Here is a 25,279-nt window from a genome sequence, read left to right as displayed (position 1 = left end):
AGCCCGCAGTGCACCCCCGACTCGCAGCAGATCTCGCCCGGCTGCCGGACCTTCTGGACATCACCCGGCAGCAGGCCACCGCCTTCCTCGACAGGCTGGCGGAACGCCCTGTCGTCCAGGCCGTCCGGGCGCCGGAACCCGTGCCGCTGCCCGCCTCCGGGGCCGGTCTCCAGGCCGCTTTGCAGGATTTCGCCACGCGCTGGGAGCCGGGCCTCTCGGCCGGTGCGGGGCCGCGCTACCTGGGCTTCGTCACCGGTGGTGTGACGCCCGCGGCGCTCGCCGGCGACTGGCTGACCGCGACCGTGGACCAGAACCCCACGTCGTCGCTGGACGCCGCGGGGCAGCAGGTGGAGGACGAGACGATCGGCTGGCTGCGGGACCTCTTCGGTCTCTCCGCCGACCACCGGGGAACTTTCGTCAGCGGCGCCACCATGTCCAACACCGTCGGGCTGGCGATCGCCCGCGAGTGGCTCGGCGAACAGCTCGGCGTCTCGCCGGCCGAGGCCGGGGTGGGTGCCCTGGGTGCGGTGCGCGTGCTGTCGGGGAGCCCCCATTCGAGCGTGGTCAAGGGGCTGTCGGTACTCGGCCTCGGCCGCGCCGCCCTGGTGCCGGTGCCCACCCTGCCCGGCCGGGAGGCGGTCGATCCCGCGGCCCTGGAACGGGCCCTGCGCGAGGTGGACGGCCCGTGTGTCGTCGTGGCCAACGCCGGTACGGTCAACACCGGCGACTTCGACGACCTGCGGGCCATCGCGGCGCTCCGGGACCGCTACGGCTTCTGGCTGCACGTGGACGCCGCTTTCGGCGCCTTCGCCGCGCTCTCCCCGGAGCACGCCCATCTCGTCGACGGCCTCGACCTGGCCGACTCGCTCTGCGTGGACCTGCACAAATGGCTGAACGTGCCGTACGACAGCGCGGTGCAGTTCACCCGCCGCCGCGACCTCCAGGCCCGCGTGTTCCAGAATGCGGCCGCCTACCTCGGCCCGCTGGGCGATGCCCCCGACCCCGTTCATCTGACGCCGGAGAACTCGCGGCGCCTGCGCGCGCTGGCGGCCTGGTTCACCCTGCGCGCCTACGGACGGGAGGGGTACCGCGAGATCGTGGAGCGCTGCGTGGCCTGCGCGCACACGCTGGGCGAGGCCGTCGGGACCCTCGACGGGCTGCGGCTGCTGGCGCCGGTCCGGCTGAACGTCGTCTGTTTCACCCTGGCCGACGCCCCCACCGCCGAGCGGCTCGCCGCGCTCGCCGGCCAACTGGCGGACGAGGTCTTCCTGACACCCACGGTGTACGCCGGTGTGCCCGCGCTGCGGGCCGCGTTCAGCAACTGGCGTACCACCGACACGGACACCCAGCTGGTCATCAGGGCTCTGGAGCGGGCCGTCCGCGAACTGCCGGAGCCGTCATCCCGCTGACGTGCCCCGCCACGAGAGGGACGCGGGGGGGCATGTCCTGACGGGGGGGGGTACCCGGATGCGCCGGAGCCCGCCGCGAGAGAACCTCGACGCGGTACGGGCCGTGCCTCGGCGCCTCACCGCGAGGGGCCAGGACCTCGCGTTCCCTACCGGTGAGGCCGTCGACCGCTGCCCGCCGGGTGGCCGTCCCGTCCCCGCCGGAAGCGGTGAGCGGGGTCGGGCCGTGCGGCGAACTCCCCCGAGGGGACGGCGGGTGACACGCGGGGCGAGGAAGGCGTCCCCGGCGGCGAGGACCGGTACGGAAGCGTTGACGGCGTACCCGCACACCAGCCGCCGGGCCGCGCCGTCCGGTCACCGTGGCGACCGGCAACTCCCGTGCGGCGGCCTCGATCGCCCGGCGAAGAGGCTCGCGTATCGGCGTATCGGCAGACCTGCCCGGAGACCGGGTACCGGGCGCAGGAATCCCCGTGTGCGGTCCGGCCCGGCCCGCGAGTTGGCGGTACCCGGGCCCCGGGCAGGCCCCCGGTCCCCCGCCGCTCCCCACCTACTGTGGGGTGCATGACATACATCGAGATCAATGGTGCGCCCGCGACGGCGGAGACGCTGCGGGTGCCCGCGCTGACCAGCTACGGGCACTTCACGGCCATGCAGGTCAGGGACCGCCGGGTGCGCGGCCTGGACCTCCACCTCGGCCGGCTGGGCGCGGCGACCCGGGAGCTGTTCGGCGCGGACCTCGACGGCGAGCGCGTACGGGCGGAGATCCGGCACGCGCTGGAGGCGGCCGAGGCCCGCGACGCCTCGGTCCGGGTCCATGTCCACTGGCCCGACGGCGACGAGCGGGCGACGCTCATGGTCACCGTGCGGCCGCCGCAGACGATGGCGGTGCACCCGAAGAGTGTGACGTCCGTGCCGTACGTCCGGGAGATGGCGCACATCAAGCATCTGGGCGGGTTCGGGCAGAGCCACTATCGGACCTCCGCGCTCCGGGCCGGTTTCGACGAGGCGCTGCTGACGGATCCGCAGGGGGTGGTGACGGAGGGCGCGATCACCAACATCGCGTTCTGGGACGGAGCTTCGGTGGTCTGGCCGGACGCCCCTGCGCTGCTCGGCATGACGATGGCGCTGCTGGAGCCGCGGCTGCCGTCGGTACGCCGCCGCGTGACGCTCGCGGATCTCCCTTCGTACGGCGCGGCGTTCCTCACCAACTCGCAGGGGTTCGCGCCGGTGTGCCGGATCGATGACGTGGCGTACGCGGTCGACGCGGAGCTGATGGCGAAGGTACAGGCGGCCTACGACGCGGTGGCGTGGGATGTCATCTGACCCCCTCCCGCCTCCCTCATTTCTCAGGCGTCATACCTGATGCGTCATACGGGGGATCTGTCCAGGACGCACCGCGTCACCGGGCCCGCGGGCACCGGCCGGGCACCCGCCCCGAGTCCCGCGAATCGGGCGCTCACCTGTCATGGCTCAATGTCACCGGGCGCCGTCAGTCGGCTTTGACGTGCTCTTTGTGCCCTACTTACGGTGATCACGTCATGAGCTGTTGTCCTGTGCGGCCCGGTGGAGGGACATGACCTCGACACCACCGTTCGGGTCCGGCCCGCCGGGGAGGGAGTCTCCTGCGGAACCTCTCCGTGCGGACGCGGGGCACGGCACGACAACCGGGTCCTCGCGGAGCCGGGGCCGCGCCGCAAGGCGGCCCGTTCACGAAGGGGCCCGCACCACGGCGCCGCGCCGGGGACACCCGTACGACAGCGCCGCCCGGCGTGCGTACGCCTGCCGGCACGCACAGCCACCGTCCACGGAAGAGGTATCCATGCGTGTTCTGTGCACCGCGACCGGCTCGCCCTCACACGGCCGGGCCCTGCTGCCACTGGCCCGCGCGCTGGCCGCGGCCGGTCATGAGGTCATGGTGGCGTCGACACCGGACGTGGCGCCGGTCTTCGCCGCCGACCAGGTCGCCGTGTCCGAGTGCCTGCCGCAGTTGCAGCTCGGGTCGCCGTCCGACGCGGCCGGCCCCCCGGTCCCCGCCGGCTCCCCCGATTCCCCGGCGCTCGGCGCCGATCCCGAGAACAACCCGCTTCTCCGGATGATGCTGGAACGGCTCACGGGCGCCCAGGCCACCGAGGGGCACCAGGCGCTGCTGACGCTGTCCCGCGAGGCGCGTCCCGACGTCGTCATCCGCGACGGCATGGACCTGGGCGCCGTGCTGCTGGCGGAGCAGCTCGGCATCCCGCACCTGCCCATCCCCTCCGGCCTGGTCAATATGATCGATCCGGCGGCCCTGTTGCCGGGCCTGAACCGGCTGCGCGAACAGGTCGGGCTGCCCGTGCAGGACGCCCCCGCGTCGCTGTACCCGTACGGCCGGTTCGACTATCTGCCGGCCGAGTACTCCTTCGCCCGTTTCCCGGCCACCGTCCTGGCCTACCGGCAGACCACCGTCGTGGACCGCACCGCCGGGCTGCCGGACTGGGTGACGCGCCTCCCCACGGACCGGCCGCTGGTCTTCGCCGCGGTCGGCACCGCCCTGCCGATGGTCCGCGCCATGCTGGCCGAAGGCGCCCCGCTCCCGCCGGGGATGACCGATCCCTCCGAGGTGCTTCGGGCGATCATCGCCGGACTGTCGGAGCTGGACTGCACCGCCGTGGTGGCGACCGCGGACATACCGCTGCCCGACGTCCGGCCGGGCCCGAACGTCCATCTGACGGACCGGCTGGCGCAGCCGCTTCTGCTGGAGTGCGCCGACCTGTTCGTCACCCACGGCGGCTACAACAGCATCCGGGAGGCGGTGCGCACCGGCACGCCCATGGCGGTCCTGCCGAACTTCGGCGACCAGCCGCTCAACGCGGAGCGGGTACAGGCCCTCGGTCTCGGCCGGCACCTCACCGACACCCGGCCCGAAGCGCTCACCGCCGCCTGTCAGGACATCCTCGGCGACCGTACCGTCGCGGCCCGGACGCGCCAGGCACAGCTCGCCACGCTCGCCCTGCCGGACATCGGCCAGGCCGCGGCCGACCTGGAGGCGCTGGTCTCCTGACCCGCGCCGCGTCTGTCTGCCCCGGTCCGGCCCGGACGGGGCTCGGGGTCCCTCCGGCAGGTGTGCGCCGGAGGGACCCCGGGGCCGGCCGGCGGGCCGCGGGTGGCCGAGTCGCCGCGCGCCGTACGGTCGGCCGTCCGACCGTACGGATACGGACGGGAGTGGCGGCCCCTCCCCTGTGTCACCGGCGGCGGTACGCCGGCGGGGCCGGGAAGACGGCGGCGTCCGTCCGGCTCCGGAAGGTTTCGGTGCCCGAGGTAGTGTCGGGCACGTCCGCCCGGCGGTGTCCGGGACGTACGGCGAGAGCGAAAGCCCTATGACGTTGGCGTATCTGCCGAGCCCCTCCCAAGGGGTCTGGTACCTCGGCCCGTTGCCGATCCGCGCGTATGCGCTGTGCATCATCGCCGGCATCTTCGTCGCGGTGTGGCTGACCGGACGGCGCTGGGCCGCACGGGGCGGCAACCGTGATGACATCGCCGATATCGCGGTGTGGGCCGTGCCGTTCGGCCTTCTCGGCGGTCGGCTGTATCACGTGATCACCGACCCGGAGCTGTACTTCGCCGCCGGGAAGGAGCCCATCCGCGCCCTGTACGTCTGGGACGGCGGGCTCGGCATCCCGGGTGCCGTCGCCCTGGGTGCCGTCGGGGCGTGGCTGGGCTGCCGTCGGCGCGGCATCACACTGGCCCAGTTCGCGGACGTCGCCGCCCCCGGTCTCATCCTGGCGCAGGCGATCGGGCGGTGGGGCAACTACTTCAACCAGGAGTTGTACGGCGGCCCCACCAACCTGCCCTGGAAGCTGCTGATCGACCCGGCGCACCGGCCGGCCGACAGCCCCGATATCGCCTTCTACCACCCGACGTTCCTGTACGAGTCGCTGTGGAACCTCGGTGTGATGGCGCTGCTGCTGTGGCTCGACCGGCGCTACCGGCTGCGCCATGGCCGCCTGTTCGCCTGCTATGTGCTCGCCTACTCCGCGGGGCGCACCTGGATCGAGGCGCTGCGCATCGATCACGCCAACCACTTCCTGGGCCTGCGGCTCAACGACTGGGTCTCCGCCGCCCTGATCCTCGGCGCGCTGTGCTACCTCTACGCGACCCGGCACAAGGGGACCGGAGATGCCCGGCCCGGCGATCCGGCGTCCGGCGTCCCACAGCCCGGCGCCGACGGCCCCGGGGACTCCCGGCCCACCGGCACCGAGCCGGGCGACACCCGGTCCCCGGACGCGCCACCGGACACCGGGACCGCGCCCGGTCCGCACGACAAGACGTCCTGACGACGGGCGCCGCGACGGCACACCACCCGCCGACCACGGCACGGCACGGCCGGCTATCAGCGGGGTCGGCTGTCCAGCGTGATCGCGTTCTCGGCCCGTTCGCCGATTCTTCGCCGGCCGGCCCCGCCGGGAATCTCCGTCGCGAGGGCCGCAACGGCCTGGCGGAGCTCGGCGAACGGGCCCCGGCATGCCTCGTAGCGGGCGAACGCGGTGCGGTGGCCGTCGCCCGCTCCGCCCGCCGAGTCCGTCGGCCGGTGCGCGGCCGGCCGCCAGGGCCGGGCCGGTGCGCCGGCCGGAGACCGGTGACGGGCAGCAGCCCGCGCCCCCGGCCCGCACGAGGTGGACGCGGTGGTTCGCAGGGCCGTCCTGAAACGCCTGCTGCCGGTTGCCGAGGTCCGGGAAGGTGCCGGGGCTGAAGACGGCGAGGGGCGCGCCGAGGTGGTGGAGGAAGTGCCGCTCCGCGCCGGAGGACGGCTGCCGCACCTTCGTAGTGGGGCCGTCCGCCCCACCGCCACGACGGCTGTCCGGCGCCCGCCGCGCGCGAAGCCGGCTGGTGAACGGCTGCGTCCCGCGTCCGGACGAGGAGCGGTTCGAGACCGGTCCCCGGGCGATGTCCGACGGGCCCGGCCCGCTGGTCGAGGGCCGCAGCGCCGGACGGCGGCCCGGCGCTGCGGCGGGTGTGCCCGGGACGGCGCGACGGCGGCGCAGTCCCGGGCCGGCTGCGGCGGATGCGCGCCGAGCGCGGGCCAGTCACGAGGAAGGGCCCGCGTACACCGGCGGCGGATACCGGATCGCCTGTCCGGAGTCCGGACGACGGACGGTCGCGGACCGTGCCGGCCGGTGCCTCCGGAGGCGTTCCCGGGTGTTTTCCGCCTTACCGCCAGCTGTCCCAGGTGCCCCAGTCGCCGCCCAGACAGCCCTCACCGAAGACGGGGTTGCCTTCGATGATGCCCGCGGAGAGGCCACAGGCACCGAACTTGCCGACGCCGCCACGGTTGGATTCGTGGTCCTTGCCGCCGGCCAGGGCGGAACTCGCACCGCCGAGGACGATGGTGACGGCCAGGGCACTAGCAGCGATCGCGGCGCGAATGCGCATATTTACTCCATGAGGATCGGATTGAGACATCGGTCCCCTCAGGGATCACCTGCACCAATGCCCCCAAAACATCCGTTCAGCCAATCGCCGCACAGAATGCGTACGTCCCGGTGAGCGGACCCCGGGCCGTCGGCCCGGTCCCCACCACGGCGCGCAAGAGGGCCTCATGACGTGGGCTCAATTCCGATGGCGGGCCGGGACGGCACCACCGCCCGCTCCGGGAGGCTGGCAAGCTGTGCCGGACGCGCAACGCGGTTCAGGCACGGCACTTCGGTTCGGGCGTATATGGAGGCGATCCATGAACGATGACCTTCGCGAGGCGGACACCGAGGCAGCGGGGCGGCGGAGTTCCGCCCGGGTCGTCGAGGAGGCTCTGGGGTTCCTGTATCCGGCCGCGCTGCGTGCGGCGGCGGCCGTAGGGGTGGCGGACCATCTGGCCGACGGGCCCCGTACCGCGGCGGAGCTGGCGCAGGCGACGGGCACCGACGCGCGGAACCTCCACCGCGTCCTGCGACTGCTGGCCACCCGCGGACTGTTCGAGGAGGACGACCGCGGACGGTTCCGGCTGACCGCGGCGGGCGACGCCCTGCGGTCCGACGCACCCGTCTCGGCGCGCTCCGCGGTCCTGATGCTGACGGACCGGGCGCTGTGGCTGCCGAGCGGGGAGATGGCCCACTGCCTGGAGAAGGGGACCTCGCCATTCGGCCAGATCTTCGGCATGCCGTTCTTCGACTACTTCGCACAGAACGAGGACACCGCCGCCGTCTTCCACGACGGCATGGCCGCCATGTCCGATGCCGAGAACGAGCCCCTCGCCGACAGCTACGACTTCCCGGCACGCGGGACCGTCGTGGACGTCGGCGGCGGGCACGGCGGCTTTCTGCTGGCCGCGCTGCGCGGCGGGCCGGGGCTGCGCGGCATCCTCTACGACCGGGCGCACGTGCTGGCGGGCAACCGCATCGACACCTCGGACGTGGCCGGACGCTGTGCCGTGGAGAAGGGCGACTTCTTCGCGTCGGTGCCGCCCGGGGACCTCTATCTGCTCAAGCGCATCCTGCACGACTGGGACGACGAGCAGAGCGTGGGCATCCTGCGCAACTGCCGGCGGGCGATGGCCCCGGGCGGGCGGGTGCTCGTCGTCGACGCGGTCATCCCGCCGGGCAACGCCCCGCATCAGGGCAAGACCCTGGACCTGATGATGATGGCGTCCCTGGTCGGCCGGGAGCGGACGGAGGCGGACTTCGCCGAGCTGTTCGGCGCGGCCGGGCTGCGGGTGGCCCGGGTCGTTCCCACGTCCACCGTGCTGTCGATCGTCGAGGGCGTCGCGGACGACGACGGCGCACCGGATGGCCCCGGCCGGCCCTGAGGAAGTCCGGCGCGGGCGTCCCGGAAGCCGTCGGCCGCGACGCGGGGCCCGCACTTCGCCTGCGGACACATGACGGCGGGTCACCGGCGCGTGGTCACCACGCGCCGGCTGCCGGGCCGCCGGCCGGGCGTGCGGTCCGGGCCGCTCGCGGGCTCGTTTTGGAGTGCGGGAGAATTCTCAATACGATCCGGCGATGATCACAAGAAAACGGCTGGCAGCCGGGGTGTGCGGGCTGCTTGCCGCGCTGGCTGTCGGGCTCCTTCCCACCCCCGCCGCCGCTGACGCACCAGATACGAAATCCTCCCCCAAGGTCGAGTTGGTGCTCGACGTCAGCGGCTCGATGCGGTCGCGCGACATCGACGGCCAGAGCCGGATGGCCGCGGCGAAGCAGGCGTTCAACGAGGTGCTGGACGCGGTCCCCGAAGAGGTCCAGCTCGGCATACGCACGCTCGGCGCCGACTACCCCGGCCAGGACCGGAAGCTCGGCTGCAAGGACACCCGGCAGCTCTACCCGGTCGGACCGCTCAACCGGACCGAGGCGAAGGCCGCGGTGGCGACGCTCGCCCCCACCGGCTGGACGCCGATCGGACCGGCCCTGCTGGGCGCGGCCGATGACCTCAAGGGCGGCGACTCGACCCGCCGGATCGTCCTCATCACGGACGGCGAGGACACCTGTGCCCCACTCGACCCCTGCCAGATCGCCCGCGACATCGCCGCCAAGGGCATTCACCTCGTCATCGACACACTCGGGCTGCTGCCGGACGCCAAGACCCGTAACCAGCTGAGCTGTATCGCCGAGGCGACCGGCGGTACGTACACCTCGGTGCAGCACAGCGACCAACTGCGCAACCGCGTCCACCAGTTGGTGGACCGCGCCGCCAAACCGGTCGTCACACCGGTGGCGACCGAGGGCGCGCAGCAGTGCAGCAGCGCCCCGAAGCTCACGGCCGGTCTCTACAGCGACCGCGAGAAGTTCGCCGAGCACCGCTGGTACCGGGTGGACGTCCCGCCCGGCCAGGAGCTGCGCGCGTCGGTGAGCATCGCCGCCGACCGGGCGGTCGACAACGACTACGGGGTGCTGCTGCGGGCCTCGACCCCGCACGGCCGGGAGATCGTCCGCGGCTCGGAGGCCGGCGACGGCCGCACCGACGTGATCTCCTCCGGGCTGCGCTATCCCACGGCCCCGGCCGACAAGGCGAGCGGTGACACCGAGCCGGCGCGGACCGTCTGCCTCCAGGTCAGCAACTCCTTCTCGGCGCCCGCCTCGGTCAAGACCGACCCGGGCCTGCCCGTCGAGCTGAGCATCGATCTGGTGGACGGGCCCGACAACGCGGCCGACACGGCCTTCTTCGGCCTCGGCCACGGCTGGTGGCTGCTGGGCGCACTGGCTCTCGCCGGTCTGCTCGCCGGTCTGCTGTGGGGCTGGATCTCACGTTGGCGCGTCGCCGTCTGGAGGACCAACTGATGGGCATCGTACGTAAATTGACGGTGGGTCTGCTGGCCGGTGCGAGCCTGCTCGGCCCGGTGGGCGTGGCCGCGGCCGACAGTTCCTCACCGAGTCCGGGCGCGAGCGCCGACGCGAGCGCGGCCGCTCCGACCGAGGCGGGCACCTCCTTCCGCACCGCGACCGCGATCAAGCTGGACCAGCCGGCCACGGCCGGTGCGTCCACCGGCGACTACCTCTACTGGTCGGTCCCCGTGGACACGGGGCAGCGCGCCACGGTGAAGGCCAAGGTGACGCTGCCCGAGGCGGCCGCCCGGCACGGCGCCGCCACCTGGCAGCTCGATGTGTACGACGGGCTCCGCCGCCACCAGGCGTGCAAGTACGGCACGCCGGCCAAGGCGGCGGCCAAGGACGCCCGCACCGTAGAACTGACCTGCTCCCTGCGCACGGTCCGCGCCTGGGCCGAACCCTGGGCGAACGATCCGCTGCCGGGCAGCTACTACATCCGGCTGACGGTCACCGACCTGCCGCAGGACGATCTCGGTCTGCCGGTGCGCGCCGAGATCTCGGTCGGCGCGACCGATGCGGGCGGTTCGCAGGCGGTGGACGGCATGCTCGCCGCTCCGCTGGTACCCGGTGCCACCGCCGCACCGCGGCCGCAGCCGAGCGCGACGGCCGCGCAGCCGGTGGCCCTGGACGAGCCGGACGGCGGGTGGTCCTCCGGCTGGTGGTCCGACCGCTGGATCTGGACCGCGGCCGGCGGGTTGCTGGCGGCACTCGGGGGCATCGCGGGCTACTGCCTCACCCGGGGATCCGGCCGCCCGTCACGGGTACCGCCGGGCTACTGACCTGCCGCGGCGGCCACGGCCCGGTGCCGTGGCCGCCGCCTCCCCGTCGCTTGTGCGCGATCCTCGAACGAGGTTCCCGGCACCCTGACCGTCCGCCCCGGAGGTCTCAGGGGCGCAGCGGGCGTTGCAGTCTGATGGCTTCCAGCAGGCCGATGGCGATCCAGCCCGCGAACATCGACGATCCGCCGTAGCTGACGAACGGCAGCGGCAGGCCGGTCACCGGCATGATGCCGAGGTTCATCCCGATGTTCTCGAACGACTGGAAGGCCAGCCAGGAGACGATGCCGGCCGCCAGCACCGTCCCGTACAGGTCGGAGCACTCGCGGGCGATCCGGCAGGCCCGCCAGAGCACCACGGCGATCAGCGCGATGATCAGGCCCGCGCCGACGAAGCCCAGTTCCTCACCGGCGACGGAGAAGACGAAGTCGGTCTGCTGCTCCGGTACGAACTGCCCGTTGGTCTGGGCTCCGTGGAAGAGCCCCGAGCCGGTGAGCCCGCCCGCGCCGATCGCGATCCGGGCCTGGCTGGTGTTGTAGCCGACGCCGACCGGGTCGAGCGCGGGGTCGGCGAACGCGGCGAACCGGTTGACCTGGTACTGGTCCATGAGGTGGAACTGCCAGACGGCCACCGCGCCGAGCACGCCCGCCGCCAGCAGCCCGATGATCCACCGGGCCCGTACCCCGGCGGCGATCAGCACGCCCAGCACCACCGCCGCGACCCCCATCGTCTGACCGAGGTCGGGGGTGAGCAGGATGAGCAGGGCGGGGAAGCCCGCCACCGCCAGTGCCTGGAGGACGCCGCGGTGGTCCGGGCGCGCCAGCTCGCCCGCGTCCACCCGGGCCGTCAGCACCAGCGCCATCATGAGGATGATCGTGACCTTGACGAACTCGGCGGGCTGTACGGAGAAGCCGCCGCCCAGCACGATCCAGCGTTTGGAGCCGTTGATGGTCGCGCCGGCCGGTGTCAGGACGAGCAGGACCAGCAGGGCCGTGATGCCGTAGAGGACCGGCGCGAGGTCGCGTACCCGGCGGTGCCCCCACCACAGGGTGCCGGCGGCCAGCGCCACGCCGATGCCGGTGTTGGCGACATGGCGCAGCAGGAAGAAGTGCGGGTCTCCCTGGTTGAGCACCGTGCGGCCGCGGGTGGCGGAGTAGACGAGCAGGGCGCCGGTCGCCGAGAGGGCGAAGGCCGCGCCGAGCAGCAGCCAGTCCAGCCGGCGCAGCAGCGAGCCGCGCGCCAACAGCCTGCTCCGGAACGGCTTTTCGGGAAGGGCATCACGGATGGGGTAGGCACGCGAGGCCACGCCGCCTCCTGGGCTGTGCGGAATCAGTTCCATGGGATGTGCGGTGGTTCAGCGGTTCGGTGGTCCAGTTGCTCAGCGGCGCAGTGTTCGGCGGTGATGTGATCGGCGAACTTGCTTGCTGCATTGCGCAACCGTACAACCAGAGGCGTGGGCGAACCGTGATCTGCCGCAGAAGTCGCGGGCGGGAGGCGGCGGCCGAGTGCGGTGCGGTGTGCGTACCCGGGCGGGCGGTCCGGCGAGGTGTCACGCGTCGCCGGACCGCCGGTGTACGGGCGGCGGGGGTCAGCCGGGTGCCGGGCCCGGCACCGCGCGGAGGGTCACCGCCCGGTCTTCGGTGTCACGGTGAACCAGGTGGCGCGGGACTTCTTCCACTCGTCGTGGTCGAGGTCCTTGGCCTCGGTGCCGTCGCCGTAGAGGTCGGCGGAGCCGCAGTCGGTGATGAGCTGGGCGCGGGCGCCGGGCGTCCGCAGGTCGGGCACGTCCACCACGGCCTCCCAGCCGCCGACGTCGTCCGTCGGCAGCGATTGCAGTTTGACCGGTGCGTGCCCGGCGACGCCGTCCCAGGAGTAGAGGGTGTACGGGGCGCTGTTGTCCTCGGCCGCCCACGAACCGGCCACGATCAGATACTGATTCGCGGCGTTCTTGCGGATGTCGCGGATGCTGAGGCCGCCGAGGTCCAGTTCGACCGGGGTGCCGAAGGTGGCGTGCTTGCCGGTGACGACCTTGTCGATGTTGGTGACCGGCACCAGCAGCGCCTTGCCGCCCTTCTCCGGCGGCACCAGCGGCGCACGGAAGCCGAGGTACGCGGTGGTGGTGGACCCCGGCGCGAACTCCAGGCCCTCCACGTTGAATCCGTCGATCTGCTTCGGCACCTGCCCGTCGGCGGTGCCCGCCGCGAAGCCGTACCGGTCGTCGTGGTCCTGGTCCCAGGCGACCAGGTCGGCGCGCAGGCCCTTGTAGGAACCGGCCAGCGACAGCTGGGTACGGGCGCCGGAGCCGGTCACGGTGGTGGTGAAGAGCGTGGAGCGGTCGGGCTTGGACTTGCCGCTCTTGTTGTTGCCCATCGAGCCGGTCCAGTAGATGGTGTCGCCGACCCTGGCCGCGGCCTCCATGTCGATCTCCTTGGAGACACCGAGTTCCGAGCTGAAGTCCCAGGTCCTGACGGGGCCGCCGGAGGCGTTCCGGTCGTAGAGCCGCAGCACGTTGGACTCGTCGTCGGCGACGATGACGTAGCCGTCGCCGGCGTCGACGGCGGCCGAGGCGTCGCTGGACCCGGTGAAGTAGCGGGTGTCCGCGGTGTACTGGACCTTCGCGGACGCGGCGTAGTGCAGCGTCCTGGTGGCCGTCTTGCCGCCGCTGCCGGTGACCTTGAGCTTCAGGTCGGTGTAGCCGACGCCGTGTGCGGCGACCGTCACCCGGCGGGTGGTGCCGCTCCCGCTGACGGTGACATCCCCCGTACCGGCCACGCCGGGCTTGGAGCTGGACGCCGCCGTCACCTTGAGTTTCGAGGCGTCGGTGCCGCTCTGGGAGACCGTGACGGTCACGGTGGGATCCCCGGTGGCGTCCACGGCGCCGGAGAGGTGGTCGGCCGACAGGGAGATCACCGGCGTGGCGGGGCCCGCGGCGAGGGCGGGGCCCCCGGCGCCCATGGTGCTCAGGACAACGGCCGCGCCCGCGGCGAGTGACGTCCGGCGGACGGACGGGGAAAGACGATTGCGCACGAGAAGTGCCCTTCGACGGCTCCGGTATCGCACAACAATTTCCGGGACCGCCGCCAACAGCGGGTGCACGCAGGGGTGTACGGCAGGCGAACACCGGCGAACGGCCCCCGCACACCATACGGAGCAGCCGTCCCGTCCACCACGGCCAGGAGGCGACGACCGGATTCCCGGACGGCGGGGCGATGCCGGGCGGCGGTGCCGGCTGTGGGCTCCGGTTCGGCCCTCTGGCATCGCGTCCCGGCCCGCCCTACCTTTGCTGGGGTCAGGCGCACCGCTCGAACAACTCGAACAATTTGTCATGCTCTTGCCCAGGCATTCCCGACAAGAGGTGAGCCTTGTTCCTCCGCCGCAGCAGAATCCGCCGGCTGAGCGCCGGTGCCGCGCTCCTCGCCCTCGCGACCGCCGCCGTGGCCACCGGCCCCGCACGGGCCACCCCCGACGGCACGCCCCGGGCCCGGCCCTCGCTCGTCCGCCCCGTCGACCCGCAGCACTGGCGCAATCCCGACGACATGACCTGGTCCGACTACCGCGCCGTACCCGGAACCCACTGGGCCGACCCCGGCGTCCGGCCCACGCAGCGCATGTTCAAGGGCGCGCTGGTGCTCCTGGACTACCCCGACGAGGAGTTCACCGTCAGCCGGCCGGCCGGCTCGACCCTCTTCGGCAACCCCCAGCCCACCGCGTCCGGCATCCCCCGCACCGGACTCCCCCGCTTCTACCAGGACTTCCTCAACACACCCGGTCCCCTCAACCACGGCCACACCATCAACGAGTACTGGATGGAGGACTCCGGCGGCCGGATCGGCGTCGAGCTGACCGCCTTCGGCGTGTACCGCATGCCGTGGAAGTCATACCAGTACGGGATCGAAGACGGTATGAATCCCGGCGCCTGCCCGGCCGGTGACACCTGCGGCAAGGACATCAGGGCCGACGGCAACGCCGCCTGGACCGCCGACGCGGGCGACGGGACGACCCGGAAGTTCGACTTCGTCTTCTATCTCACCGCCGGTCAGGACGAGTCCTCCACCTGGCAGGAGTTCGGCCAGATGAAGTTCGCCGGACCGCAGGCCGTACCGGCCGTCTGGGGCCCGCCGGCGTCCACCGCCACCGGCGACAGCTCCGCCGCCACCCGCTATGTGCCGTGGACCTCATGGCAGGCCGCGGCCCGTATCTGGCCCAACGCCATGGACGGCTCGTCCACCCAGGCCGAGAGTTCCGGCATGGCCGTGTACGCCCACGAGTTCAGCCACATCCTGGGCATCGCCGACAACTACAACAACCCCTACGGGACCCCGCTCCGCCGCAGCTACACCGGCATCTGGGGCATGCTCTCGCGAGGTTCCTTCAACGGCCCCGGCGGCCCGCACACCCGCTGGCAGATCCCCGCCACCAACGGCGCGTCCATGGGCGCCCAGCATGTGCTCCGCGACAAGATCAAACTCGGCACCGTCGACGAGAAGAACGTCCTGCGGCTGGACCGTGACGCGCTCAAGGACTCCGGGATCGTCGTCGCCGAGGTCACCGCGCGCGCCGCGCCGCCCGGTGAGAAGGGGCTCTCCGGGGTGAACATCGCCATGAAGTCCGACCTGGCGCCGCGCTGCGACACCACCACCGACCCGCTGTGCGACGGCGGCGGCTACGACAACTACACCGTCGAGGTCGTCGACCGCATGGGCATGGACTCCTTCACCCCGGACCACGGGGTGCTGCTCACCAAGACCAAGAACAAGGACCGGGCCCCCTTCGCCTGGGTGATCGACGCCCACCCCGAAGACATCCGGATGGCGGATTTCCGGCGCCCCGACGGCACACAGCAGAACATCACCATGGGCGACTACCGCCAGCTCAGCGATGCCCTCTTCCATGCGGGCGCCGACTCCGGCAGCCAGTACGAGTACGTCGACCGGGCCAACCGGCTGCACTTCTACGTCCTCGGCCTCCACCGGACCCCGTCCGGCGTCCTCAGCTACACCATCGCCGTCAAGTCCCTGGACGGTCCCGGTCCCCAGCCCCGGGGCGTCGCCCTCGGCACCGGCCGGGCGCACGGCGCCGCCGTCGGCAGCCGGGCCACCTGCACCTTCCCGCTCACCAACACCGCCCGCCCCAGCCCCCGTTCGGGCGGCCACCCGGCAGCCGGCACGTCCTCCCCCGCCGCCGACGTCTACCGCCTGCACGCCACCGCCACCGGCCGCGGCTGGGCCGCTTGGCTCCCCAACAACCTGGCCACCGCCACGGCGGGCGGCACGGTCACCGTTCCGGTGGCCGTCACCGCCCGGCCGGACGCCGCCCGCCACGGCGGCATCACCCTGACCGCCCGCTCCGAAAGCGACCCGCACCGGACCGCGCGGGCCTCCTGCACCCTCACGAAGTGACGGACGGCGAGGCGCTCACCCGACGGCTCACCGGCGAACGGCCGGCGGGCGCCCCGCTTCCGGGCCGTCGGACCGCGCACGCCTGAACCGGGCCCGCGTCCGGCATGGTGCCGGTTCCGATGGGCATCGTCGGAGCGGAAGCGCCGGGCCGTTCCGCCGCCGTGGAGCCGGGCCGGGCCGCCCGCGTGGGTGCGGACCGGCGGCCGACGCGGGCGGCTGCCGGATACGGGACGGCGCGGCCGGCGCCTGCCGGGCCTGGGTGCCCGGTCCGGCGGCCGATGCACCGGGCCGGGTCAGGCCGGGTCGGGTGCCGTGCGGTGGCCTGTCGGCGGGGCCACGCCCGGCTCTCGCGCCTGGCCGTCGAGGGTGCGGTGCGGCCGGACCGGTGACCGATCCGGTCGGCGGGGTGCGCGACGCCGCGTTCCCGGCCCGTCGGCCGGACCGGCCGTGTCGCGGGCGGCGCCCGGCAGTGGGAGGGGCCGGGCGGTCAGCTCCGCCGCGGCGCCGCCGGAGTACGGACGGGGAGCACTCCGACGATCAGGCCGGCCAGGGTGGCCACGGCCCCGGTACCCACCACGGCGGGCCAGCCGCCCGCCGACCAGGCGAGCGAACCGGCCAGGGAGCCGAGCGCGATGCCGAGGAAGCGGAGGGTGAAGTAGAGAGTGTTGAGGCGGTTGTGGGTGGCGGGATCTAGCGTGAACAAGGCCGTCTGGCTGGCGGCCTGGCCGCCCCAGACACCGACATCGAGGACGATCACCCCCGCGATCAGCCAGCCGAGGCCGGTGCCGCCCGGCAGCAGGATCAGCCATCCCACGAGGACCAGGCCGATGAGCATCGCCAGCGCGCCACGGTGGCCGAGCCGGTCGGCCGCCCTCCCGGCGTACGGCGAGGCAACGGCACTGGCCGCGGCCAGCAGGCCGAACAGCCCGATCGCGGTCGGGCCCAGGCGGTAGTGGCCCACCAGCAGAAACGTCAGGGTCGTCCAGAAGGCGCCGAACGCGATGCCGACCAGCGCCCCGGAGACGGTCACCCGGCGGACCAGCGGAGCGGAGACGAACAGCCGGGGGAGCGACGCCAGCGTGGCACGGTAGCGGACCGCGGCGGCCGCCGGGACCCGGGGCAGGGCCCGCCGGAGGACGAGCACCAGCAGGAGGGTGAGCACGGCGGAGCAGCCGTACACGGCACGCCACCCGGCCAGTTCGGCGAACGACCCGGAGTAGGCGCGGGAGGCGAGCACGCCGATCAGCAGGCCGCCCTGTACGGTGCCCACGGTCCGGCCCCGGCCCCGTCCGCCGTCCGGCCCGTCGGCCAGTGCGACGGCCAGGGGCGTGACCAGTTGCGGGACCGGGGACAGCACGCCGACGGCGAAGCTCGCCACGATCAGCCACCCCGCCGACGGAGCCACGGCACAGACCGCGAGGGCGAGCGCGGAGGCCGTGCCCAGGCCGAGGATCAGCCTGCGCCGGTCGTGGCTGTCACCGGCCGGCACGAGCAGCAGGATGCCTGCCGCGTAGCCCAGCTGGGTAGCGGTGGGGACGGCCCCGAGGAGGTCGGGACCGACCCGCAGCGAAGCGGCCACGGCTCCCAGCAGGGGCTGGCTGAGGTAGACATTGGCCGCCGTGACGGCGCTGGTGGCCGCCAGCAGCAGGATCAGCCGCCGGGCCGGCCTGCGGACCGGGCGGGCGGAAACGGGGTCGGAGTCGAGTGCGATCACATGAGCCGACGCTAGGCCGACCCCGTACCGGCATACTTTCGTGGCCACGCCATCGTCTATCGAGAATGCGCCATGTACGGGAAGAGCGAACACCGCGACGACTACCAGAACGTGCCCCGGCCCCTCGCGGCCATGGCACGCGACCTGCCCGACGGCCATCACATCCCCGCGCACCACCACCGGCGCGCCCAGCTGATCTACGGCACGACCGGGGCCATCACCGTCGCCACCGGCCACGGCGTCTGGGTGGTCCCGGCCACCCGGGGCGTCTGGATCCCGGCCGGTCTGACCCACGCGATGACCTGCGCGGGCGCGGTCGCGATGCGGACCCTCTACCTGGAGCCGCGGGCGGCCCGGCAGCTGCCCGAGGTGCCGGCCGTCGTCCCGGTCTCCCCGCTGCTGCGGGAACTCATCGACGAGGCGACCCGGCTTCCCGTGGAGTACGCGCGCGAGGGCCGCGACGGCAAGGTCATGGATCTGCTGCTCCTCCAGCTCACCCCGCGTCCCGTCCCGGCACTGCACCTCCCCGCGCCGGCCGATGCCCAGCTCGACGGCGTCTGCGCGGCGATCCGGCAGGACCCCGGTATGCGGTGGACGACCGCGTACGCCGCGGCCCGCGCCCGGATGAGTCCGCGCAGCCTCCAGCGCAGATTCGCCGCCGCCACCGGGATGAGCCTGTCCGGCTGGGTGCGACAGGCCCGGCTCGTCCATGCGGTCACCCTGCTCGCCCAGGGCACACCGGTCACGGCCATCGCCAGCGGTCTCGGCTACGCCACGCCCAGTGCGTTCACCGCGATGTTCCGCCGGGCGCTCGGCACCACGCCCACGGCCTACTTCGCCGACGGGGACCCCGCGCACCCGGCCGCCGGTGCGGCCCCGACGACGGAAGTCCCCTGATCACTCCACCGGTGCCCGTGCCCTGAATCCGCGGGCGGGCCGCGGCGGTTCGCCGGAGGGGGCGGGCCGCGCGGCGGTACACCCCGAAGCCGGGCCGGGGTCCGGCAGCGCCGCCCTCGGGTTGTCCCCACCACTGTTCCGGTGGCCTGCCGGATGGGCGCGGGCCGGTGGCGTGGCACAGCATCGGCGCATGGAACGCCACCGCCTCCGATCCGCGCGCCTCGTCATCACGCTCACCGCCGCACTCACCGTGCTCCTCACCGCATCGCCGGCCCCGGCCGCCACCGCACCGACCCGGTCCGACCGGCTCCAGCGCGACACCGACGCGCTGCGCGACGCCGGCGTCAGCGGTGTCGCCGTACGTCTGCGTACCCCCGCCGGTGTCCGCACCGCGACCAGCGGTACCGCGGTCCTGGGCACCGACCGGCCCGTGCCGCGCGCCGGCTCGCTGCGCATCGGCAGCACCACCAAGTCGTTCGTCGCCACCGTCGTGCTCCAACTCGTCGGCGAGGGGCGGCTCTCGCTCGATGACACGGTGGACTCCTGGCTGCCCGGCACGGTCTCGGGCAACGGCAACGACGGCCGCGCCATCACCGTGCGCAACCTCCTCGGCCATACCAGCGGACTGGCCAACTATGTCGCCGACGTCGCTCCGGGCAGCGCCCGCGACTACCTGGCCGACCGGGACCGCACCTACTCCCCCGAGCAACTGGTGGCGCTGGCCATGGGGCACCGCCCCGACTTCCGGCCCGGGACGCGCTATGCGTACTCCAACACCAACTACGTGCTGGCGGGCATGGTGATCCGCGCCGTCACCGGGCACACCTGGCAGCAGGAGGTCCGCACGCGCATCCTGCGTCCGCTCGGCCTGCGGCACACCACCGCACCGGAGGGGCGCCCGCAGGTGCCGCGGCCGCATGCCACCGAGTATCAGCAGTTCACCCCGGACGGCCCGTACGTCGACACCACGGCGCCCTATCTGCCGTTCGACACCGGCGCCGACGGCGCCATGATCAGCACAGCGGCCGACCTCGACCGCTTCTTCACCGCCCTGAGCACCGGGCGGCTGCTCGCCCCCGCCCAACTCGCCGAGATGCGCCGGACGGTGCGGGTGCCGGCGGAACCGGGGACGCCCGACGGCCGGCGCGCCGGACTCGGGCTCTTCCGGACTCCGCTCTCCTGCGGCGGCTTCTACGAGGGCCACGACGGCTCGGGGATCGGCTACGTCGTCGCGCCCGTGGCCACCGCCGACGGACGCACCGCTCTCACGGTCTCCCTGCACAGCCGGCCCGGCGAACAGCACCTGGGAGAGCGCCAGTTGACGGCTATGAACACCCTCGTGGACCACGCGCTGTGCGACGCCCGCCGCTGAGCACCGGCGGGCCGGGACGGGCGCGGGCGGCCCGGCCCGCACCCGCCGCCGCCCCCGTGCCGGTCCCCGCCGTGCCCGTCACTCCCCCCGCTTCCCCGTCCGCGCATCCGGTCCGGTGAAGTCGGGGCTGCCGAAATCCGGGCTGCTGAAATCGGGGCTCGCGAAGTCCGGGCTGCTGAAGTCCGGACTCGCGAAATCCGGGCTGGCGAAGTCGGGCGCGCTGAACCCGGGGCCGCCCTTGCGCGGCGCCGGGTTGCCGCCGTTCGTCGCGCTCACCGGATCGGCCGGCGCCCGGGGCGGTGCCGGGAGCCCGGCCGCGCCATCGGTGCGGCCGGTGCGCGCGTCGTCGGCCCGGTCCCGCAGGAACGGCATGATGCCGCGCTCCAGCAGCGCGAGTTGCCATGCCTCGCGTGCCTGCGCCAGTGCGCGGTCCGCGCCACCGGCCGCGCCGCCGCCCGTCGTCCGGTCGTCCGGCGCCGAGCGATTGCGCGCCGCCGTGACGAACAGCCACAGCAGTGCGAGCGCCGTCGTCGCGACCGCGACACCCGCGGAGGTCAGCCCGGCGAAGACCAGTTCATCGGCGAGATGGGCGTACGCACCGATCACCCGCAGCCCGAAACCGAACAGCAGGAAGACGGCCGCGGCGACGATCGCGAGGCCCGGTACGAGCACGGCCAGCGCCGGCAGCAGCCCGCCCCCGAGGCGCGAGGTGGTCCCGGTGGCGGCCTGCGGCGGGCGGGAGCGGTCCGCGGAGATGCGCAGCCGGAGGTAGCTGCCGTATTCGGCGGACGCCACGGCGGCGATGTCGGCCCGCGCCCGGAGCGCCTGGGTGCGCAGTTGCTCGGCGTTGAGCGCGCCGGCGGTCCGGCGTACCGCGTCCTTGATTTCCTGGGAGCTCAGGGCACGGTCGAGGATCCGCTCGAATTCCGGCGCGTCCTCCGCCCGTAAACGGTCAAGCTGGTGCACGGGGGTCCCCCGGTGGGTGAGAGGGTCGAGGCCGATCAGTGATGCGGTGCGGCGGGGTCAGCCGACGTTGACCCCGTAGTCGGTGGCGATACCGGCCAGGCCCGCGGCGTAGCCCTGGCCGATGGCACGGAACTTCCACTCGCCGTTGCGGCGATAGAGGGCGCCGAAGACCATCGCGGTCTCACCGGCGGCGTCCAAGGAGAGCTCGTAGCGGCACATCTCACGGCCGGTGAGGTTGTCCACGACGCGGATGAAGGCGTCGCTGACCTGGCCGAAGCTGTGGCCGCGCCGTTCGGCGTCGTGGATGGAGACGGTGAAGACGACCTGGCCGACCTTGGCGTCGGGGGCGTCGAGGCGGTCGAGGTCGACGAGGAGTTGTTCGTCGTCGCCGTCCCCGTCGCCGGTGAGGTTGTCGCCGGTGTGGCGGACCGCGCCGTCGGGGCTGGTGAGGTTGTTGTAGAAAATGAAGTGTTCGTCGGATATGACCTTGTGGTCGGGGCCGCAGACGATCGCCGAGGCGTCCAGGTCGAAGTCCGCGCCCGCGGTGGGCTGCGCGTCCCAGCCCAGGCCGATGGTGACATCCGCGAGCGGGGTGCCGTCCTGGTGGAGAACGACATTCTGGCCCTTGGTGAGGCTGACGCCCATGGGTGTTGCTGCTCCTCTTGCGTACGGTTGGGGTGACCGCGCGGCAGCGCCGCCCGGTCGTCATTCGGTACCAACGCGGGGTACCTCATGATGGTTCCCAGATTGCGCAATCCCTAAAGTATTGGCCATGGTTAACAACGGCGCACCAAGGTGGGAAACAGCCATCCTCGACGGCGGACCGGCGGACGGAATGCGCGTCCGGGTGGCCGACCGGCCCAGCGTGCTCCAGGTGAACCGCCCGTGCGCGATCGAGGATCCGCAGGACGGGGTCCGCGATCCGCAGGAGGGGGTCCACGTGGCCGCACTGCACATCTACCGTCGGGACCTGAAGGTGAAGAGCGAACCGCTGCGGTACGGGTTCGACGGGGTCAGCCCCTGAGGCCAAACGGACGTCAGCGGGGCGCGCCCGGCCGGCTCTCCGGCTCCCGGAGCGCACCCGGCCTGGCCTCCCGCTCCGGCTCCGGGCGGCCGGAGTCGGGGCGGCCGGAGTCGGGGCGGGGGTGCGGTGCGGTGCCGTCGGCGGGCACGGCGTGGATCGTACGGGGCTCGCCCGGCCCTTCCGCGCCGGGCGCGTAGGTCGCCGTCGCCGGGCTGTCGTCGTCCTTCATCGCCTTGGTCTCGCTCTTGAGGATCCGCAGCGATTTACCCAACGCGCGTGCGGTATCGGGTAGTTTCTTGGAACCGAAAACCAAGATCACCACCAGCACCACGATCAGTAGATGCCAGGGCTCCAGCCCGTTGCGCAGCATCGCCGCACACCCTCTCTCGTCGAAGCGACGGGCCCATCGGGCCGCGTCCACCATTTAACTTGCTACATTGCGCAACTGTATAACCCTGGGCGGGGGGTGAACCGTCTTTCCCTTGCAAGGACCGCACGGATGGGTGTTCACACGTGACAGGCAGCCACAAGGCGCGAGGCGAACGCCGTAGCGGGGACACCCCCGCCCCGAGGCGGCGGAAGCGCAGCCGGGTGCGGATAGCCGCGACGATAACGCTCTCGATTCTCCTGCTCCTCACCGCCGGAGCCGGCTGGTTCTACCTCCGGCTCAACGGGAACATCACCACGTTCGGCGCGGACGGGGTGAGCCAGGACCGGCCCGGGGAGGGTGCGGGTGGCAGCAATGTGCTGGTCATCGGCTCGGACTCACGGTCCGGCGAGAACAGCAAACTGGGTGGCGGCGAGGGCGACGTGGGGCGTTCCGACACCGCGTTCCTGCTGCATGTCTACGGCGACGACAAGCACGCGGTCGCGGTGTCGTTCCCGCGCGACACGCTCGTGGACATCCCGTCCTGCAAGCTTCCCGACGGCGGCTGGACCAAGCCACGGACCAATGTCATGTTCAACGTCGCGTTCACCGTGGGCGAGACCGCCAAGGGCAATCCCGCCTGCGCGCAGAACACCGTGGAGAAGCTGACCGGTCTGCGCGTCGACCACACCGTGGTCGTCGACTTCGCGGGCTTCTCGAAGATCACGGCCGCGATCGGCGGCGTACCCGTGTGCCTGCCCAAGAACGTCTACGAGGGCGAGCTCAACCCCAATCTGGGCCAGCGCGGGAAGATGATCTTCGCCAAGGGGCCGCAGACGGTGGCGGGCCAGCAGGCGCTGGACTACGTACGAGTGCGGCACGGCCTCGGCGACGGCTCCGACATCGGCCGGATCAAGCGTCAGCAAGCCTTCCTCTCCAGCCTGATCAAGAAGGTCAAGTCGCAGGGGTTCAGCCCCTCCACCCTGCTGCCGCTGGCGAACGCCGCCACCGAGTCGCTGACCGTCGACCCGGGGCTGGGCTCGGCGAACAAGCTGCTCTCCTTCGCGATGTCGATGAAGGACATCGACCTGCACAACACCAAGTTCATCACCCTGCCCTGGCGCTACCAGGGCGCGCGGGTGGCGATCGTGCACCCCCAGGCGGACCAGCTGTGGGCGGCGCTGCGGGCGGACCGCACCGTCGACGGCAAGGACGCCAGCGGCAAGTCCGAGGGCGGCGCGGCGTCCCCGACGCCCGAGGGCCCGGTCTCCGGTGCGGGCATAAGCGTCAGCGTCTACAACGGCACCATCGTCAAGGGGCTGGGCGCCCGCGCGGCCGGTGAACTGAAGTCCGCGGGCTTCACCGTCACCATCACCGACACCGCCCCCGACCAGCACCACGCCACCACAGAGATCACCTACGGGCCGGGCTCGCAGGACCGGGCGAAGACCGTCGCCCGCCTTTTCCCCGGCGCGCAGCTGCACCAGTCCACCGCCGCCGGGATCAGCGTCACGGTCGGCCAGTCGTACGTGGACCAGCCCGCGGGCTCCGCCTCCGCGTCCTCCTCCGTCTCCGCCGAGGTGCCCTCGGACGTGGCCGACAAGGCCCGCTCCGCCGACGACAACCCTTGCTCCGATCTCTCGTACGGTTAGGCGTAGTTCACCCCCCCTTGTCCCGACCCTGTTGAGGAGAACAGCACCAAGTCTGCCATCCGCCGGACGTTGCCCAGGCTTCTGTCCGGTCTCTTCCTCGCCGTGCTCGCGCTGGCCGCGGCGGCGGCCTTCATACCGCGACCGGCGCACGCGGCAGGCGGCCTCGACGCTGTGGCCGATGCCCTCAAGAAGAGCCCGGTGTACGTCGATCCCCGCGTCCGGGCACAGCTGCCGGAGGCGGACGCCGAGGCCCTCGCCAAGAAGATCCGCGACGCGGACCGGCCGGTCTTCGTCGCCGTGCTGCCCGCCACCGCCGAATTCCCGCCGCAGACGCTGCTCCAGGACCTGCGCACCAAGGTCGGCGTCACCGGCGTCTACGCCGTCCACCTCGGCGCCACCGGGTTCAACGCGGGAGCCGACCCACGGGCGATGTCCCACAACGCGGTGACCAACCTCAAGAGCGCCGTGAAGCACTCCCACCCCGGTGACGCCAAGGGCATCGTGACGGACTTCGCCGAGCAGGCGGCCGCCCAGGCCAAGGGGCACGCACCCGACTCCTGGAGTGGCGGCTCAGGTGGCGGCTCCGGCACCGGGCTGCTGATCGGCGGCGCGGTGGTCGTGGCGGGCGGTGTGGGCGCGTACGCCCTGTTCCGGCGCGCGAAGAAGAAGCGGGAGGAGCGCGAGCGCGCCGAACTGGACGCCCTGCGGGTCGTGGTGGACGAGGACATCACCGCCTTCGGCGAGGCGCTGGAGCACCTCGACTTCAGCCCCGCCGAGCCCGGCGCCGACGACGCCATGCGGCGGGACTACTCCGGTGCCCTGGACGCGTACGAGTCCGCCAAGACCAAGATGGCGGCGGCGCGCAGGCCCGAGGACGTCCGGGCGGTGACCGAGGTGCTGGAGGACGGCCGGTTCGCGCTGGCCACGCTCGCCGCGCGGCGCGGTGGCACGCCACTGCCCGAACGCCGTGTCCCGTGCTTCTTCGACCCGCGGCACGGGCCGTCGACCGTCGATGTGCAGTGGGCCCCGCCCGGCGGGGCGGCGCGTGCCGTGCCGGCGTGCGCGGCCGACGCGGCGCAGCTGGCCGACGGCCACGAGCCGATGTCCCGTACGGTGCAGACCGACAACGGTCCCCAGCCGTACTGGAACGCCGGACCGGCCTACTCGCCGTGGGCGGGCGGCTACTTCGGTGGCGGCATGCTCACCGGACTCGTCGCGGGCACCATGCTCGGCTCCCTCATCAGCGCTCCGTCCGCCTTCGCCGGCTCCTCCGCCCCGGACCTCGGCGCCGAGGGCGGCGACGTCTCCGGCGCCGACTTCAACGCCGCCGACTTCTCGGGCGGCTTCGGCGGCGGGGACCTGGGCGGCGGCGACGGCGGCTTCGGTGGCGGCGACGACTGGTGAGTGACATCCGGCCG

Annotated in this window: 20 protein-coding genes; 13 read left to right on the top strand and 7 right to left on the bottom strand. The window is 72.9% G+C overall.

From position 1 onward, the window contains the following. Positions 1–8: 8 nt before the first annotated feature. The 4 genes from ACLJWH_RS02115 to lgt all read left to right on the top strand — a co-directional run bounded on the left by ACLJWH_RS02115 (position 9) and on the right by lgt (position 5,719). Positions 9–1,409, top strand: a complete 1,401-nt coding sequence (locus tag ACLJWH_RS02115) for a pyridoxal phosphate-dependent decarboxylase family protein (protein ID WP_411139786.1) — start codon at positions 9–11, stop codon at positions 1,407–1,409. 558 nt (positions 1,410–1,967) lie between these two features. After that, entirely contained in the window at positions 1,968–2,729 is a 762-nt protein-coding gene (locus tag ACLJWH_RS02110) for an aminotransferase class IV family protein (protein WP_411139785.1), read from the top strand. A 496-nt stretch (positions 2,730–3,225) separates the two neighbouring features. After that, entirely contained in the window at positions 3,226–4,446 is a 1,221-nt protein-coding gene (locus tag ACLJWH_RS02105) for a glycosyltransferase (protein WP_411139784.1), read from the top strand. Between the two features lie 316 nt (positions 4,447–4,762). Further along, positions 4,763–5,719 (top strand): prolipoprotein diacylglyceryl transferase, encoded by a 957-nt coding sequence (gene lgt, locus ACLJWH_RS02100; protein ID WP_411139783.1) that lies wholly within the window; start codon positions 4,763–4,765, stop codon positions 5,717–5,719. Between the two features lie 874 nt (positions 5,720–6,593). Here lgt and ACLJWH_RS02095 read toward each other — a convergent pair. Further along, complete coding sequence (locus ACLJWH_RS02095) at positions 6,594–6,815, bottom strand: hypothetical protein (RefSeq protein ID WP_411139782.1); 222 nt, start codon at positions 6,813–6,815, stop codon at positions 6,594–6,596. Between the two features lie 298 nt (positions 6,816–7,113). Here ACLJWH_RS02095 and ACLJWH_RS02090 point away from each other — a divergent pair, with 298 nt between their 5' ends. From ACLJWH_RS02090 to ACLJWH_RS02080, 3 genes are all read left to right on the top strand, one after another. Further along, positions 7,114–8,181 (top strand): methyltransferase, encoded by a 1,068-nt coding sequence (locus ACLJWH_RS02090; protein ID WP_411139781.1) that lies wholly within the window; start codon positions 7,114–7,116, stop codon positions 8,179–8,181. Between the two features lie 193 nt (positions 8,182–8,374). After that, entirely contained in the window at positions 8,375–9,646 is a 1,272-nt protein-coding gene (locus ACLJWH_RS02085) for a VWA domain-containing protein (protein ID WP_411139780.1), read from the top strand. After that, complete coding sequence (locus ACLJWH_RS02080) at positions 9,646–10,473, top strand: hypothetical protein (RefSeq protein WP_411139779.1); 828 nt, start codon at positions 9,646–9,648, stop codon at positions 10,471–10,473. Before ACLJWH_RS02085 ends, ACLJWH_RS02080 begins: the two co-directional genes overlap by 1 nt. A 106-nt stretch (positions 10,474–10,579) precedes the next feature. Here the strand turns inward: ACLJWH_RS02080 and rodA are convergent, their stop codons facing one another. Together rodA and ACLJWH_RS02070 are read right to left on the bottom strand one after the other, a co-directional pair. Next, positions 10,580–11,776 (bottom strand): rod shape-determining protein RodA, encoded by a 1,197-nt coding sequence (gene rodA / locus ACLJWH_RS02075; RefSeq protein WP_411139778.1) that lies wholly within the window; start codon positions 11,774–11,776, stop codon positions 10,580–10,582. Between the two features lie 317 nt (positions 11,777–12,093). Then, entirely contained in the window at positions 12,094–13,425 is a 1,332-nt protein-coding gene (locus tag ACLJWH_RS02070) for a hypothetical protein (RefSeq protein WP_411139907.1), read from the bottom strand. A gap of 407 nt (positions 13,426–13,832) precedes the next feature. On the opposite strand from ACLJWH_RS02070, the gene ACLJWH_RS02065 reads away from it, so the two are divergent. Further along, complete coding sequence (locus ACLJWH_RS02065) at positions 13,833–15,869, top strand: M6 family metalloprotease domain-containing protein (RefSeq protein ID WP_411139777.1); 2,037 nt, start codon at positions 13,833–13,835, stop codon at positions 15,867–15,869. A gap of 487 nt (positions 15,870–16,356) precedes the next feature. Here ACLJWH_RS02065 and ACLJWH_RS02060 read toward each other — a convergent pair whose 3' ends face one another. After that, complete coding sequence (locus ACLJWH_RS02060) at positions 16,357–17,583, bottom strand: MFS transporter (protein ID WP_411139776.1); 1,227 nt, start codon at positions 17,581–17,583, stop codon at positions 16,357–16,359. 72 nt (positions 17,584–17,655) lie between these two features. Between ACLJWH_RS02060 and ACLJWH_RS02055 the strand changes: the two genes are divergently transcribed. After that, entirely contained in the window at positions 17,656–18,480 is an 825-nt protein-coding gene (locus ACLJWH_RS02055) for an AraC family transcriptional regulator (RefSeq protein WP_411139775.1), read from the top strand. Between the two features lie 190 nt (positions 18,481–18,670). After that, a complete protein-coding gene (locus ACLJWH_RS02050; protein ID WP_411139774.1) occupies positions 18,671–19,852 on the top strand; it encodes a serine hydrolase domain-containing protein in 1,182 nt (393 codons plus the stop codon). Positions 19,853–19,930: 78 nt separating this feature from the next. On the opposite strand, the gene ACLJWH_RS02045 is transcribed toward ACLJWH_RS02050, so the two are convergent. After that, complete coding sequence (locus ACLJWH_RS02045; RefSeq protein ID WP_411139773.1) at positions 19,931–20,818, bottom strand: hypothetical protein; 888 nt, start codon at positions 20,816–20,818, stop codon at positions 19,931–19,933. Between the two features lie 57 nt (positions 20,819–20,875). Further along, a complete protein-coding gene (locus ACLJWH_RS02040) occupies positions 20,876–21,463 on the bottom strand; it encodes a TerD family protein (RefSeq protein WP_411139772.1) in 588 nt (195 codons plus the stop codon). Positions 21,464–21,590: 127 nt separating this feature from the next. Between ACLJWH_RS02040 and ACLJWH_RS02035 the strand changes: the two genes are divergently transcribed. Then, positions 21,591–21,842: a hypothetical protein gene (locus ACLJWH_RS02035; protein ID WP_387800738.1), complete on the top strand. Its 252-nt coding sequence runs from the start codon at positions 21,591–21,593 to the stop codon at positions 21,840–21,842. A gap of 13 nt (positions 21,843–21,855) precedes the next feature. Here ACLJWH_RS02035 and tatA read toward each other — a convergent pair whose 3' ends face one another. Further along, the gene (gene tatA, locus ACLJWH_RS02030) at positions 21,856–22,212 is read right to left on the bottom strand and encodes a Sec-independent protein translocase subunit TatA (RefSeq protein ID WP_411139771.1); all 357 of its coding nucleotides are present in this window, start codon (positions 22,210–22,212) and stop codon (positions 21,856–21,858) included. A 143-nt stretch (positions 22,213–22,355) separates the two neighbouring features. Between tatA and ACLJWH_RS02025 the strand changes: the two genes are divergently transcribed. Next, a complete protein-coding gene (locus ACLJWH_RS02025; protein WP_411139770.1) occupies positions 22,356–23,861 on the top strand; it encodes an LCP family protein in 1,506 nt (501 codons plus the stop codon). 69 nt (positions 23,862–23,930) lie between these two features. Further along, positions 23,931–25,265 (top strand): hypothetical protein, encoded by a 1,335-nt coding sequence (locus ACLJWH_RS02020; RefSeq protein ID WP_411139769.1) that lies wholly within the window; start codon positions 23,931–23,933, stop codon positions 25,263–25,265. Positions 25,266–25,279 lie beyond the last annotated feature (14 nt).

It is taken from the genome of Streptomyces sp. x-80, from assembly GCF_046549095.1.
Taxonomy (GTDB): domain Bacteria; phylum Actinomycetota; class Actinomycetes; order Streptomycetales; family Streptomycetaceae; genus Streptomyces; species Streptomyces celluloflavus.
The sequence above is the reverse complement of the archived record's forward strand: the minus strand, read 5'-3'. Positions and strand labels throughout refer to the sequence as shown.

Coding starts and splice junctions, on each gene's coding strand:
- ACLJWH_RS02110 (WP_411139785.1), top strand. CDS start 1,968: ATGACATACATCGAGATCAATGGTGCGCCCGCGACGGCGGAGACGCTG.
- ACLJWH_RS02105 (WP_411139784.1), top strand. CDS start 3,226: ATGCGTGTTCTGTGCACCGCGACCGGCTCGCCCTCACACGGCCGGGCC.
- lgt (WP_411139783.1), top strand. CDS start 4,763: ATGACGTTGGCGTATCTGCCGAGCCCCTCCCAAGGGGTCTGGTACCTC.
- ACLJWH_RS02095 (WP_411139782.1), bottom strand. CDS start 6,815: ATGCGCATTCGCGCCGCGATCGCTGCTAGTGCCCTGGCCGTCACCATC.
- ACLJWH_RS02090 (WP_411139781.1), top strand. CDS start 7,114: ATGAACGATGACCTTCGCGAGGCGGACACCGAGGCAGCGGGGCGGCGG.
- ACLJWH_RS02085 (WP_411139780.1), top strand. CDS start 8,375: ATGATCACAAGAAAACGGCTGGCAGCCGGGGTGTGCGGGCTGCTTGCC.
- ACLJWH_RS02080 (WP_411139779.1), top strand. CDS start 9,646: ATGGGCATCGTACGTAAATTGACGGTGGGTCTGCTGGCCGGTGCGAGC.
- ACLJWH_RS02070 (WP_411139907.1), bottom strand. CDS start 13,425: ATGGGCGCCGGGGGCCCCGCCCTCGCCGCGGGCCCCGCCACGCCGGTG.
- ACLJWH_RS02055 (WP_411139775.1), top strand. CDS start 17,656: ATGTACGGGAAGAGCGAACACCGCGACGACTACCAGAACGTGCCCCGG.
- ACLJWH_RS02050 (WP_411139774.1), top strand. CDS start 18,671: ATGGAACGCCACCGCCTCCGATCCGCGCGCCTCGTCATCACGCTCACC.
- ACLJWH_RS02040 (WP_411139772.1), bottom strand. CDS start 21,463: ATGGGCGTCAGCCTCACCAAGGGCCAGAATGTCGTTCTCCACCAGGAC.
- ACLJWH_RS02035 (WP_387800738.1), top strand. CDS start 21,591: ATGGTTAACAACGGCGCACCAAGGTGGGAAACAGCCATCCTCGACGGC.
- tatA (WP_411139771.1), bottom strand. CDS start 22,212: ATGCTGCGCAACGGGCTGGAGCCCTGGCATCTACTGATCGTGGTGCTG.